We start from the raw sequence: 14008 nt of genomic DNA on the forward strand, positions 1-14008 counted from the left end.
GATTAAATTATCAATTTAGCAATATTGATCCCTATAAATGCAACCAAATACGCACATAAAGATGTAAATATAAAAAGATACCATGCATATTTTTTATTTCCTGCTTCTTTAGCAAAAACTATAGTTGCTGCAAAGCAAGGATTATAAATCATAACAAAAAGTATAAAAGCTACTGCTGTACTAAGAGGGATGTTTTCTCTTATAGCTTCTTGTAAATTTAAACTTGTCTCATCAACTTCATCACCTAAAGAATAAAGCACACCCATAGTAGAAATCATCACTTCTTTAGCCGCTAAACCACTCACCAAAGATACACTAAGTTTCCAGTCAAAGCCAAGTGGTGCAAAAATAGGCTCTATTGCTTTACCAAATTGTCCAAGATAACTATTTTCTATCTGAAGCTCTTGAGTTAAAGTATCTTGAGCATTATTTTCTTGTGCAGGAAAATTGCTCGCAAACCAAATAAGCAAAGAAGCTATCAAAATAAATGTTCCTGCTTTTTTTAAATACATTTTTGCTTTGTTAAACACCATAAACCATACTAAGCTCCAATTTGGCATTCTATATTTTGGCATTTCCATTACAAAAGGTTCATCTTGTCCTCTAAAAGCACTCATTCTTAAAATCTTAGCTGCAATTAAGCCCAAAAACGCACCCAAAAGATAAATCCCAAAAAGATAATTTCCCGCCACATCAGCAGGAAAAAACACTCCAACAAAAAGCACATATACAGGAAGTCTTGCGCCACAACTCATAAAATTAATAATAAAAAGAGTTAATAATCTATCTTTTTTATTTTTTAAAGTTCTTGTAGCCATAAATGCAGGCACTGAACAGCCAAAACCCGTGATTAAAGGGATAAAACTTTTACCATGTAAGCCAAATTTATATAAAATTCCATCTAATAAAAATGCAACCCTAGCCATATATCCGGTTGTTTCAAGTAAGGCTATACCAAAAAATAAAATCATAATATTTGGTAAAAAAGTTATAACCGCACCAACCCCACCTAAAACACCATCAGCTAAGGCTGAAGCGATGAATTCATTGCTAATATTATTTTTTACCATATCGCCTAAATTAGCAAAAAACATTTCTATATAATCCATAGGGATTTGACCTAAAGTAAAGGTTAGTTGAAATAAAACCCACATAAAAAACAAAAATATAGGAATTCCTAAAAATTTATTGATTAAAATAGAATCTATTTCTTTGGTATGATTTTTATACTTAACACCCTTACTTAAAACCTTAGCACATATACCATTTGCAAAAGCAATCAGCTCTTCTTTAAAAATACTTTCCATATCTTTGCTATGATATGCCATATAAATTTTTTCTAAAGCTTCATTAAGTATTTTTCTCAAAGCGTGCGAAATGACTATATTAGCTTCATTTTTAAGCAAAGCAAGCGCTAAATCTTTTGTAGAAAAATCTAAATAAGTAATTTCATTTTGATTTAAAAATTCACTTATTTTTGCGAGTTCTTCTTCTATGATATCACTATAAACACGCTCTTTAGCTTCGAATTTAGCTTCATGGGTTGAAATGATTAAATCCAAAAGTGTATTTAGATTTTCTTTGGTTTTAGCGCACACGCCAAGACAAGGCGTATTTAGAAGTTGGGATAAAATTTTAAAATCTATACTAAAACCCTCATTTTTAGCTTCATCTTGCATATTTAAAGCCATAATCATTTTGATTTTAGCCTCTATTAAAGACGCGCTTAAAATCAAATTACGCTCCAAATTTGTAGAATCAAGCACATTTACTACAAGATCAAATTCACCTTTTTTTAAAAACTCTTTTGTGATTTTTTCTTCTTCGCTATAACCATCTAATGCATAAGTTCCTGGTAAATCTATAAATTTAAACTCATAATTTTTATAAATTAATCTAGCCTCAGCCTTTTCAACTGTAACACCGCTAAAATTTCCAACTTTCATATTAGCTTTACAAAGCGCGTTAATTAATAAACTTTTACCAACATTTGGCTGACCTACTAAAGCAACGATGATTTCTTTCATTAAAACTCTTTTGAAATTTGTATTATTTTTGCTTCACTTGAGCGTAAAATCACGCAAGTTGTATCAAGTTCTACCATAATAGTAGAATTTGCTATGGAAGAGCGAATTTTTTTAACTTTTTTGTTTTTTGCAAAACCAAAACTAAAAAGTCTTGCTTGGAGTTGTTTATCTGCTTCAAAACCTACTATAAGAGCTTCTTCATTATCTTTTAATGTATCTAAAGTCATGTTTTTCCTTACAAAAACTAAGATAAAACATTATATAAAAAATTAAATTATTTCTTTTTTAAAATAATAAGCAATCTCAAAAAAATGAGATTGCTAGAAATCAAAACCATTTAGATTTTCTAAATTTTGGAGCTTTTTGACTAATTCCTCAGCCTTTTCTAAAGAAAGTGCTATGCTAGCATTAGAAAGAAATTTATCTTTTAATTCATCAAAACTTAAAGGATTATCAAAATTTCCTTTATTTATAAACACATCTTTTTTAATTACTCTTCCATCATTTAAAACAGCTTCTAAATGCCCTGGAAAGTATTTAGGGAAACCACTAGATTTTTTCTTTTCATAGCTAATTTTTTTAGCAAATTCTATTACTTCACTCCTGCTTAAATCTTCATAAGATTTTAAAGTGATCTTGCCATCAAAAAATGCCAAAGCCATTAAAAAAGGCATAGAAAATTTGGCCGCATAAGCACTTTGTGGAGTGTATTTTGCTTCTATTGGATCACAGATAAATGAAATTGGCACCTCATCTACAAAGCAATGTATACTTTTGATATCTTGTGCTTTTAAGCCATCATTTCTTAAACTCATAGCACAATCAATAAGCCCATGTGCAAAATGACAGCTTGGATAAGGTTTTAACGAAACTTGCATTACTTGCCAAATTTCATTCAAGCCCTTGCAAAGTTCATTTTTATCACACTCATCTTCTAAGCCAAAAGTTCTAAAGATATTATCCCTTCCTTCAAATATACTCAAAGGACCGCTCATATTAGCTTTTGCGCAATTTGCTACTAAAATTCCATTTTTCAAAGCATTAGCTATGTGTAAAACTTTAGAATTAGACCCATTAGATAAAAACTCATTCACCCCACTTGCAAAACTTCCTGCTAAACCTAGTGCATTGATGATTTGTTCTTTGTTTAAATCAAGCAAAACACAGCTTGCAGCCACACTGCCAAAAATTCCTGCTATAGCTGTAGTATGAAAGCCGCGTTTATGGAAACTTCCTTTGCTTGCTATACCCACTCTAGCAGCAATTTCCCAACCAACAATAAAGGCTTTTAAAACTTTTTTTCCATCCTTACTTACACTAAATCCATAAGTTAAACAAAGTGGAGTTAAAATAGCACTAGCGTGCAGAATAGCTTCAGTATGAGTATCATCAAAATCAAGGGCATGTGCTGCGATAGCATTTACCATCGCAGCATAAATTACATCAAGCTTTTTATCTTCGCTCCAAATTTTTTCACTAGGATTTACGCTTAAAGCTTCAAAGACCTTAGTTGCATTTAAAACACAAGCTTCATTTTTAGCAGCTAGGGCTGTTCCTAGTGCATCAAGCATAAGCTCTTTTGCTCTTTGCTTTACTTCACTAGGAATAGCTTCATAATCTAAATTTATGATAAATTCGGCTAGTTTTTCACTTAAATACATTTTTTCCTACTTTAGAATTTGTGCATTAGCGATTTTTTCTAAGAACTCATCAACTAATTTTGGTGCATAACCTACATAAGTTGTAGCATCCATTAAAACATCAATATCTTTTTCACTTAAAACCTTACTTACACGCTCATCTTCAAGTAAAACTTCTTTGAAAGTTTTATGATTTTCTATACCTCTCATAGCATTTTCATAAACAATTTCATGTGCATGTTGTTTACCATAATGATCACTCAAAGCAAACATCACGCGCTCTGCTAACACAAAGCCATTAAGCGTATCAAGATTTTTTAACATTTTATCTTTTTTAACTTCTAAATCATCAAAAACAAATTTCATATTTGCTAATACCACTGAAAGCATTAAAAATGCTTCTGGTAAAAGCTTCCATTCCATTTTCCAAACTTGGCCATCTCTTTCATGCTCATGTCTTTCTATATCGCTTAAAATTGCAATATTAGCTCTTAGGGCATTACTTACAGTCACTGCGTTTTCACTTACTGCAGGATTTCTTTTATGAGGCATAGTAGAGCTTCCTACTTGACCTTTTCCAAAAGGTTCAGCAATTTCATCAATTTCATTATGAGCTAAGATTAAAAGCTGATGTGCGATTTTGTTAAAGGTTGCATTGATATTGCCTAAAACATAACCAAGCTCGATAAAACGATCTCTTGCTGGTTGCCATGAGATATCAGGAACTTCTAAACCTAAGCTTTCTAAAGTAAGTTTTTCTACTTCATTAGCCTTGTCACTTAAGCTTGCTTTAGTTCCCACTGCACCTACGATTAATCCTACATATAATCTTTTTTCAAGTTCAATAATTCTTTCATAGTGGCGATTAAGCTCGCTAAGCCAAATGGCAACTTTGTGTCCAAAAGTTATAGGTAAAGCTTGTAAAGCTAAGGTTCTTCCCATCATCGCTGTATTTTTATGCTCTTTTGCGATTTTTGCTAAATTTTTAGCTATATCTTTTAAATCTTGTTTGATTAAAGCCATAGCTTCTTTAAATTGTAAAACTATGCCTGTATCAATGATATCTTGCGTTGTTACACCAAAATGCACATATTCACCAAGACCATTTTCGCAAGCTTTTTCTAAACCACGCACAGTAGGTACTAAAGGGTGTTTAGTCTTTTTAAACTCAGCAAAAATAAAATCCATATCCATAAATTTATAATGCGCTTTTTTAGCTATTTCTATAGCTGCTTCATTAGGGATAATGCCAAGTTTTGCTTGAGCTTTTGCCAGGGCAGCTTCTACATCAAGCCATTTTTGAATTCTATTTTCTTCACTAAAAATAGCTCTCATTGCAGGGGTGCTCCAAGAATCTTGAAGCAACCTCATATCAAATACACTCACACCCATGTTTTATCCTTTAAAATTTATTTTTTCAAATGCTTGTTTTAAATCAGCAATCAAATCCTTACTATCTTCAAGACCTATATGAAATCTCACAAAAGGTCCTCTAGCACTCCAATCTGTTGCTGTTCTTGGCGGAGTAGTAACAGTAGCTAAACTCTCATATCCACCCCAGCTTGCACCGATTGAAAAATACTCTAAATTATCTACAAACTCAATGGCTTGTTCTTTAGAAATGCCATCTGCAAATTCAATCGTTACCATACCATTAGCACCTTTATGATCGCGCATAAAAACTTCATGGTTTGGATGAGTTTTTAATTTTGGATAAAAAATTGTTTTAACTTCTTTTCTACTTTGTAAAAACTCTACTACCTCATCTGCACTTTTTTCATGTGCTTTCATTCTTACATCTAAAGTTCTCATACCACGAAGCACTAAATAAGCATCATCAGGACTTGTAGTAAATCCTAAAGCTTCTGGCAATTTGTCAAAATTTTTCCATTCTTTTTCATTAATCACTACTATACCCATGGTTACATCTGAATGCCCACTTAAGTACTTAGTTGCGGCAATTACTGAAATATCTACTCCAAGCTCAAGCGGATTTAAAAAATACCCGCTTGAATAAGTATTATCAATCGCTACTGGTATGTTATGTTTGTGCGCAATTTCGCAAAGTTTTGGCAAATCTATGATTTCATAAAGTATAGAACCTGGGCTTTCACAAAGGATTAATTTTGTGTTTGGTTTGATCTTTTCTTCTACATCAGAGGCATCAGCTTTTAAAAAGTCAATTTCTACACCCATTTTAGTTAAAAATAAATCACAAATTGTTCTAACAGGTCCATAAATAGCATCAGTGATTAAAAAATGAGCATCTTTACTAGCATAATTTAAAAGCACCATAGCTAATGCTGCAAGTCCTGTTGGGAAAAGTTGCGCTCTATAGCCACCTTCAAGCTCACAAATTAGTTTTTCAAGCTCAAAATTAGTTGCTGTTCCTCTAGCACCATAACTTAAAACACGCTCATTTTTTCTTAGCTCGCGGTATTTTTGCCAAGTAGCATGATCTTTAAAAAGTATAGTTGATGCACGCATTAAGGTTGGATTAACTGATCTTACTTCGGCATTTTGATCGCCTCTTCCTAGGTGGATTAATTTAGTTTTGTTGTTCATTTTGTACTCCTTTTTATAGATAAATATAAGTCATAATCACATTAACAATAGCAGCCACAAGCATAGGAATAGCTGTTCTTTTTACAACTTGTAATGGATTTACTTTAGCTATAGCCGAAATTGCCAAAATAGCAGGTGCAATAGGTGAAACACATCTGCCAAAACCTGTCATGATTTGAATAGGTGCTATCATAGCTATGGTTTCAACCCCAAAAGATTTTGCTATATTTGGGATAAGTGGTGCAAAAGAAAAAAATGCTGCATTTCCTGAACCCATTAAAAATGCACACACAGCAAGTAAAATAGAAACTGCTATAATAATAGCAAGCACTCCAAAACCTGCATCTTTTGCAAAGCCTATTAAAGTATCTACAAAACCAACTGATAAAAGTCCATTTGCAAAAACTTGACCACAAACGATCAAAGAAACTGTAATTACAAACAAATGTCCCATACCTTTGAAAAATACCATGATAGAATTTAAAGTATCAATCAAACTTCTATAACGAATGATTTCAAAAATAATTGCAATAAAGGTTGAAATCATCATTGCAACTGGCACATTCATTCTAATTGCAGTAGATGAAGCGGCTTTAACTTCTTCCATAGTGGTAAATCCCATTAATACCATAATGCTATCTAAAACACTACTAAAACCCAAAATTAACACCAAAGGTATAATAGGTAAAATCGCATAAATTCTAGGTGGTTTTTTTACCTCTTCTTTTTTATTATCATTTTCTGACAACTCTTTTTCTATCTCATCACGATTAAAAACAAAATTTTCTTTTTTATCAAAATATTTTGAGCAAAAATAAATCGCAATCCCCACTGCTATGATAATAGGCACAGTTGTAGGAAGCTGATAATGCACAAAATACACCGCAGGATCAATTTCAGCTGTTTTTGCAGCTAAAATCACATTACCACTGCCTGGGCCATGGTCAATGTATTGACAAATAGCGATAATTGAAAGTGCAGAAAGCTTAGAAACACCTGAGCGCACTAAAATAGGATACATTGTAACCATAAGCAAAAGTGCTAAACCTGCATGTGAAGGTATAAAAAGTACCAAAAACTGGATTACAAAATATGAAACTAGCAATAAAACATAAGGTGATTTTACTGCCTTTAAAGGTCTTTCAAATACCTTAAATAAAGCATAACTTGCACCCACATGATCCATATAAGCAGAAAATCCTGCTATACACATTAAAGTAAGTCCAAGCCCTGCTAGAGTGCTTGACATATTTGTATTAACAACTTGGAAAATATCAAAAAGTCCTAAATGCAAAGATTGCTTTTCACTAATGATAGGAGAAAGTCCAAAAATTCCTGCTAGAGATAGCAAGAATAAACCACTTAAAAGCAACGCCATATGGGCGTTGATTTTTTTATAAAGCATAAAAACAAGTAAAAATACAGAACATCCTGCAAAAACTAAACCCAACATGCTCTATCCTTTATGAGCAATAACCTCTATCTCCACTTTTGCTCCCTTAGGAAGATCTTTTACCGCAAAAGCACTTCTTGCAGGATATGGAGCTGCGAAAAATTCAGAATAAACCTCATTGAAAGCCACAAAATCATCAATATTTGCTAAAAAGCAAGTCGTTTTAACTACATTGTTAAAATAAAGATTATTTTCTTCCAATATAGCCTTAATATTTAACAATGATTGTCTTGTTTGCTCTTTCACATCTTCACTTTCTATATTTCCGCTTTGTGGATTAATAGGAAGTTGTCCTGAAATAAACAACAAACCATTAGCTTCTCTATAAGCTGAATATGGTCCTATAGCCTTTGGATAATTTGCCATGTATACTCCTTGTGTTTAAATGAAATCATAATATAATATTATCATCATAATAATAAATTGTCAATATTTTTTTATCATAATAATAATTTTTTTTATTGTTGTAAATATTAACAACTTTGATGAAAATATTTTGTAAAATAACAAAAAACAACAAAAAGGTCTAGATCATGGATGAACAACAAAAAGAATTATTTATCAAACTTACTCAGTTTTTAGGACAGGTGCTTGGAGATCAATACGAAATCGTTTTTCATGTGATTTCAGATGAGGGTTCATATATAGCAGCTATTGCAAATAACCACATTAGCGGAAGAACAATTAATTCTCCACTAACCTCTTTTGCAAGTAAGCTTGTACAAGAAAAAGAGTATTTAAATAAAGACTTTTTATGTGATTATAAAGCAAAGGTTGGAAAATCTAAGATTGTTACTGGATCAACTTTTTTTATAAAAAATCAAAATAAAATTGTGGGAATTTTATGTATAAATCACGATACCACAGAGCTTAGAAATGCTATTAGTAAAATCATAGAACTTGAAAAAATCAATGATTTTAGTGATTTATTAGATATTCATAATCAAAACAATGTAAATTTACACAATGTGAGTAATATAGAAACACTTAGTCATTCTATAGAAGATATTTTAGCCGAAAACATAGACTTAAAATATTTAAATTCAGGATATAGCTTAAGCACTGAGCAAAAAGATGAAATTATTAAAAAGCTTCACTCAAAAGGAATTTTTAACATCAAAGGAAGTATACCTATAGTTGCTAAGTCGCTTAATATATCAGAACCTAGCGTCTATAGGTATTTACAAAAACTTAAAAATAGCCTTTAATAACTAAAAAACTATTTGTGATATAAAATAAGCACTTACAACAGCGCCGATAATTAGAGCAAAACCTGGTCTTAAGTAAGAGTGATTGATCACAAATTTACCTATTTTTGTTGTGCCTGTTCTATCAAAAGCCACACATGCTATTTGATTAGCTCCTGGGACTATAAAATCTCCACTCACACAAGGATAAAGCACGATAAGAATTTGAGGAGGAATTCCCAAACTCACGCCCAAAGGCATCAAAGCTGCTACTGTTGCAGCTGGAGAAAAAATCACCATAGAAAAGGCAAATAAAGCCACTCCAAATAAATACGGATAATCCTCTACAATATGTGATAAAGAATCGCTAAATAAAGGTTTATAAGCTTCAAAAAATGTTCCTGTCATCCAAGCTATACCAAAAACCCCTACAACTCCTATAAGTCCTGATTTAAATACAGAAGCTTCACCAAGTTTATTAGCAGGAACTTTAGCAAAAAGCATAATCAAACAAGCTGTTGCAAGCATGATCATTTGGATTAAATTTGGAGTAGAAAGTCTTTCTATTTTACCATTTGCAAGCTCATAATGAGGCAATAAATTCGTAAAAGTTCCAAAGAAAATAATGGTTAAAATCCCCAAAGCAAATATCAATAAAGCTCTTTTAACTTTAGGATCTGCTTCTTGTTTATCTTCTTGTTTATCTTGAGTTAAAAACTGATATTCCCCTGCTCTTACTCTTCTTTGAAATTCCTCATCTTGCTCAAGCTCTTTTCCTCTTTTAAAAACACTCAAACAAGCACATACAACACCAATTAAAAATGCTGGCATTACCACAGCTAATATTTGAACAAGCCCTACGCCACTAACAGCTAAAATAGCCACCATACCTGCAGTGGCTGCACTCATAGGAGAAGCCACTACTGCAATACCTGCTGCTATAACTGAAACCGAAAGTGGTCTTTCAGGGCGAATTTTAGCTTGAGCAGCTACTTCAGCAATCACTGGATAAACAGAAAAAGCTACATAAGTAGTACCACAAAATATTGTAAAAGTGGATGTGATTAATGGACCCATAAAAACAATAGCTTGAGGTTTTTTCTTTAATGCTTTTTCAGCTATTTTTACTAGTAAATCAAGCCCACCTGCACTTTGTAAAACACTCACACAAGTAATCACAGCAAGTATAATAAACACAACACTTACAGGAAGTGAAGCTGGTTGCATACCAAAGACTAAAACCAAAATACACATACCAAGTCCACCTGCAACCCCAAGTCCTATACCGCCATATCTACCACCTATGGCTATCATAGAAAAAATAATAAAAAGTTGAAGTATAAAAATAATATCCATCTAATCTTCGCCCTTATTGTTTATTTTTTACATTTATCTAACAATTCTTTTGCATGTTCAATTTGTTCTAATACAACTTTTGTTCCTGTACCACCATAAGAAAGTCTTGCATCTATACAAGTTTCCAAAGCAATTGCTTCATAAATATCTTCTTGGATATTTTCATTAAATTGATGGAATTCTTCCATGCTAAGCTCTTCAAGCATTTTTCCATGTTTAATACAATAATTTACAGCACCACCAACTATACTATGAGCTTCTCTAAATGGTATATTTTTTCTTACTAAATAATCAGCCATATCTGTGGCATTTGAAAATCCTTTTGCGGCTGCTGCTCTTGTATTATTAGCATTTACTTGCATTTTTTCTATCATAGGAGTTATGATTTTTAAACTTGCCATTAAAGTATCCATAGAATCATAAACTTGAGCCTTATCTTCACTCATATCAGTATTATAAGCTAATGGAATACCTTTCATAATAGTTAGCATTGCCATAACATTACCATACATTCTACCTGTCTTACCACGCATTTTTTCAGCTACATCAGGATTTTTCTTTTGAGGCATTATGCTTGAACCAGTACAAAAATCATCACTTAATTCTATAAATTTAAAATCTTGGCTTGAGAAAAGTATAAGCTCTTCACAAAAACGACTAAGGTGCATAAAGCACATTGCAGCAATAGCAGTAAATTCAACCATATGATCTCTATCACTTACACTATCAATGCTATTTTCTGTTGGTTTAGTAAAGCCTAGTTCTTTGGCGCAAAAATGTCTGTCTATATTAAATGTGGTTCCACCAAGTGCAGCCGCTCCTAAAGGACACTCATTCATTCTTTTATATAAATCTTCAAAACGAGAATAATCCCTACTTAACATCCAAAAATACGCCATAATCCAATGTGAAAAAAGCACCGGTTGACCAGTTTGTAAATGTGTATAACCTGGCATAATAGCTTTGATATTTTTTTGAGCTTGATGGATGATTTCTTCTTGCAAAGTAGTAATTTGAGTTAATACTTCTTTAATAACGGCTCTCATATGAATTTTTGAATCAAGAGTAGTTTGGTCATTTCTACTTCTTGCAGTGTGAAGCTTTCCACCCACTGGGCCTACGATTTGTGTCATTCTTTTTTCTACAGCCATATGAATATCCTCATCAGCTATATTAAACACAAAAGTACCATTTTGAATTTCTTCTCTAACTTGTTCTAAGCCCTTGATGATAGTTTTTGCCTCATCCTCTTTTATAATGCCTTGTTTTGCAAGCATGGTACAGTGAATTATACTTCCTTGTATATCAAAAGGAGCAAGTCTTGGCTCAACTGGCAATGATGCTGTATATTCTTCAACTAATTTGTTTGTAGGCAAATCAAAACGCCCACCCCATAATTTTTCTGTTTTGTTAGACATTTGTTATCCTTTCATTAAAAAAATATGGGATAATTTTATTTAGTTTTGTTTTAATCTAGCTTAATTTTTTTATCTTTATAATAAAAAATTCTAAAAACTTAGATTTAATCAAAAAAAATTATTTTCTTTTAATAATTTTTTAAATAATTATGAGAAGTTTAAATGTATTGTAAATTTTAACTATTTTTTAAAAATTTTCAGTATTGTAAAACACATTTTTTTAAGAAAACTTTTTTTAGAATGCTTTGTTAAAAACTCTACTATATCTCTATGCCCAAACATTAGTGCAAAAGTAAAAGGTGTCATACCCAGACCGTTGTTTTCATCAATATTTGCTCCATGTTCTACCAAAAGCTTACACATAGGCAAATATCCTTTAAAACAAACCCCTGCTAATGGGGTTTGTCCTCTATCATTTTTCTCATCTACTCTAGCATTATTTTCTAGCAAAAACTTAGCACATTCATAAGCATTATGATAACTTGCAAGCATTAAGAGACTATCACCTTTATGATTTTTTAAATTCACACTCAAACCTGCTTCTATCATAATCTTCAAATTTTGTAAATCATTTTTTCTTGCAAAGTCAAAAGCCATAGTGCAAAGCTCTTGAATTCTTTTTTCTTCTTCATTGCTAAACATATTTTTCCTTTATAATCTTTAGTTTGCCACTTTAAAAGTGGCAAGTAAAAATTACATTTTTAAAGCTTTTTTAACACCATTTGCATATTCACTTGAAATTTTTTCAAAATGACTTAATGCTCTAGCAATGATTTTTTCTTCAACCCCATTCATAGAAGCTGCTATGTTTTTAAATAACTGCTCTTTTTGATCTTGATTCATTATATTAAATAAAGCTCTTGGTTGGGTGTAAAAATCATCATCAAGTGGAGCATATCTTTGCACACTACCTTCAAGAGCTAAGTCAGGCTCAAGATAGCTTTTATCTTCTTTTGGACTATCATCATAACTATTTGGCTCATAATAAGCAAGGCCATTTTTATAGGTATCAAAATTCATAGCTCCTGCTACATTATAAGTATTTACTTCGCTTTTTGCACGATTAACCGGCAATAAATGATAATTTGTTCCTATGCGGTATCTATGTGCGTCAGGATAAGAAAAAATTCTAGCTTGCAGCATTTTATCAGGACTAAAACCAATACCAGGAACGATATTGCTTGGACTAAATGCAGCTTGTTCTACTTCATTAAAATAGTTTTGCACATTTTTATTAAGTACTAATTCACCTACTTCAATTAAAGGCACAATACTATGTGGCCAAACTTTAGTTAAATCAAAAGGATTAAAACCTAGTTTTTCTACCTCATCTTCTTTTAAAACTTGAATTTGGAAAGTCCATTTTGGAAAATCTCCTTTTTCAATAGCTTCGTATAAATCTCTTTGATGACTTTCTCTATCATTTGCTATTAAATTTGCCGCTTCTTCATTAGTTAAATTTTTAATACCTTGCTTGGTTTTAAAATGAAATTTCACCCAAAATCTTTCATTTTTATCATTAATCAAACTATAAGTATGGCTTCCAAAACCATGCATATGACGATAGCTTGCAGGAATTCCTCTATCACTCATTAAAATAGTAACTTGGTGTAAGCTTTCAGGACAAAGGCTCCAAAAATCCCATGCAGCATTATTACTTCTTAAATGAGTTCTTGGATCTCTTTTTTGAGTATGGATAAAATCAGGAAATTTATATGCATCTCTTATAAAAAATGTCGGAGTATTATTACCTACTAAATCCCAATTTCCTTCTTTAGTATAAAATTTAATAGCAAAACCTCTCACATCTCTTTCTGCATCAGCTGCACCTGCTTCACCTGCAACGGTTGAAAATCTTATAAATAAAGGTGTATTTTCTCCAAGCTGTAAAACTTTTGCTTTAGTGTATTGAGAAATATCTTTTGTGATTTTAAGCTCCCCATAAGCACCACTTCCTTTTGCATGCACTGTTCTTTCTGGAATTCTTTCTCTATTTTGATGAGCAAGTTTTTCAAGCAAAATATAATCTTGCATTAAAAGCGGACCTTTAGCACCTGCACTTAGTGAATTTTGATTATCGGCTATGATATTTCCAAAATCATTTGTTAGTTTTTTCATTGTATCTCCTTTTTAAATAATAATTTTTATTATTTGATAAATTATATCCCTATATTATTAAAATAAAATTAAACGATAAAAATTATCATTATTTGAAGATCCAGGTATAAAATATTGTTATTTTCAAAAAAATAATCTTTTTTTAAGCATAATTATTTTTATTTTGTATTAAAATTGTTAAAAAATAAGAATAAATATTCTTATTTTAAATATTTTTACTACAAAATTAATAAAAAAAGGAGAG

General features: G+C 31.6%; 12 protein-coding genes. 1 reads left to right on the forward strand and 11 read right to left on the reverse strand.

What is annotated here, in order from left to right; translation table 11 throughout:
* Positions 1-2 precede the first annotated feature (2 nt).
* The 7 genes from feoB to L8X40_RS00745 all read right to left on the reverse strand — a co-directional run bounded on the left by feoB (position 3) and on the right by L8X40_RS00745 (position 8051).
* Positions 3-2027 (reverse strand): ferrous iron transport protein B, encoded by a 2025-nt coding sequence (feoB, locus tag L8X40_RS00715; RefSeq protein WP_263667091.1) that lies wholly within the window; start codon positions 2025-2027, stop codon positions 3-5.
* A complete protein-coding gene (locus L8X40_RS00720) occupies positions 2027-2254 on the reverse strand; it encodes a FeoA family protein (RefSeq protein WP_039617512.1) in 228 nt (75 codons plus the stop codon). Before L8X40_RS00720 ends, feoB begins: the two co-directional genes overlap by 1 nt.
* 93 nt (positions 2255-2347) lie before the next feature.
* A complete protein-coding gene (locus tag L8X40_RS00725) occupies positions 2348-3688 on the reverse strand; it encodes an MmgE/PrpD family protein (protein WP_263667092.1) in 1341 nt (446 codons plus the stop codon).
* 6 nt (positions 3689-3694) lie between these two features.
* Positions 3695-5059, reverse strand: coding sequence for an adenylosuccinate lyase (gene purB, locus L8X40_RS00730; protein WP_214099869.1), 1365 nt, complete (start codon positions 5057-5059; stop codon positions 3695-3697).
* A gap of 3 nt (positions 5060-5062) precedes the next feature.
* Positions 5063-6232, reverse strand: coding sequence for a cystathionine beta-lyase (gene metC / locus L8X40_RS00735; RefSeq protein ID WP_263667093.1), 1170 nt, complete (start codon positions 6230-6232; stop codon positions 5063-5065).
* 13 nt (positions 6233-6245) lie between these two features.
* Positions 6246-7685 (reverse strand): C4-dicarboxylate transporter DcuC, encoded by a 1440-nt coding sequence (dcuC, locus tag L8X40_RS00740; protein WP_263667094.1) that lies wholly within the window; start codon positions 7683-7685, stop codon positions 6246-6248.
* Positions 7686-7688: 3 nt separating this feature from the next.
* A complete protein-coding gene (locus tag L8X40_RS00745) occupies positions 7689-8051 on the reverse strand; it encodes a Rid family detoxifying hydrolase (RefSeq protein ID WP_214099866.1) in 363 nt (120 codons plus the stop codon).
* 167 nt (positions 8052-8218) lie between these two features.
* Between L8X40_RS00745 and L8X40_RS00750 the strand changes: the two genes are divergently transcribed.
* Positions 8219-8893: a transcriptional regulator gene (locus L8X40_RS00750; protein ID WP_263667095.1), complete on the forward strand. Its 675-nt coding sequence runs from the start codon at positions 8219-8221 to the stop codon at positions 8891-8893.
* Positions 8894-8896: 3 nt separating this feature from the next.
* Here L8X40_RS00750 and L8X40_RS00755 read toward each other — a convergent pair whose 3' ends face one another.
* From L8X40_RS00755 to L8X40_RS00770, 4 genes are all read right to left on the reverse strand, one after another.
* A complete protein-coding gene (locus L8X40_RS00755; RefSeq protein WP_261529591.1) occupies positions 8897-10228 on the reverse strand; it encodes an anaerobic C4-dicarboxylate transporter family protein in 1332 nt (443 codons plus the stop codon).
* 20 nt (positions 10229-10248) lie between these two features.
* A complete protein-coding gene (gene argH / locus L8X40_RS00760) occupies positions 10249-11646 on the reverse strand; it encodes an argininosuccinate lyase (protein ID WP_087700701.1) in 1398 nt (465 codons plus the stop codon).
* 180 nt (positions 11647-11826) lie between these two features.
* A complete protein-coding gene (locus L8X40_RS00765) occupies positions 11827-12288 on the reverse strand; it encodes an ankyrin repeat domain-containing protein (RefSeq protein ID WP_263667096.1) in 462 nt (153 codons plus the stop codon).
* 51 nt (positions 12289-12339) lie between these two features.
* Entirely contained in the window at positions 12340-13764 is a 1425-nt protein-coding gene (locus L8X40_RS00770; RefSeq protein ID WP_263667097.1) for a catalase, read from the reverse strand.
* Positions 13765-14008: the final 244 nt, after the last annotated feature.

Origin of the sequence: Campylobacter sp. CNRCH_2013_0855, assembly GCF_025773025.1 — a bacterium.
Lineage (GTDB): Bacteria > Campylobacterota > Campylobacteria > Campylobacterales > Campylobacteraceae > Campylobacter_D > Campylobacter_D jejuni_C.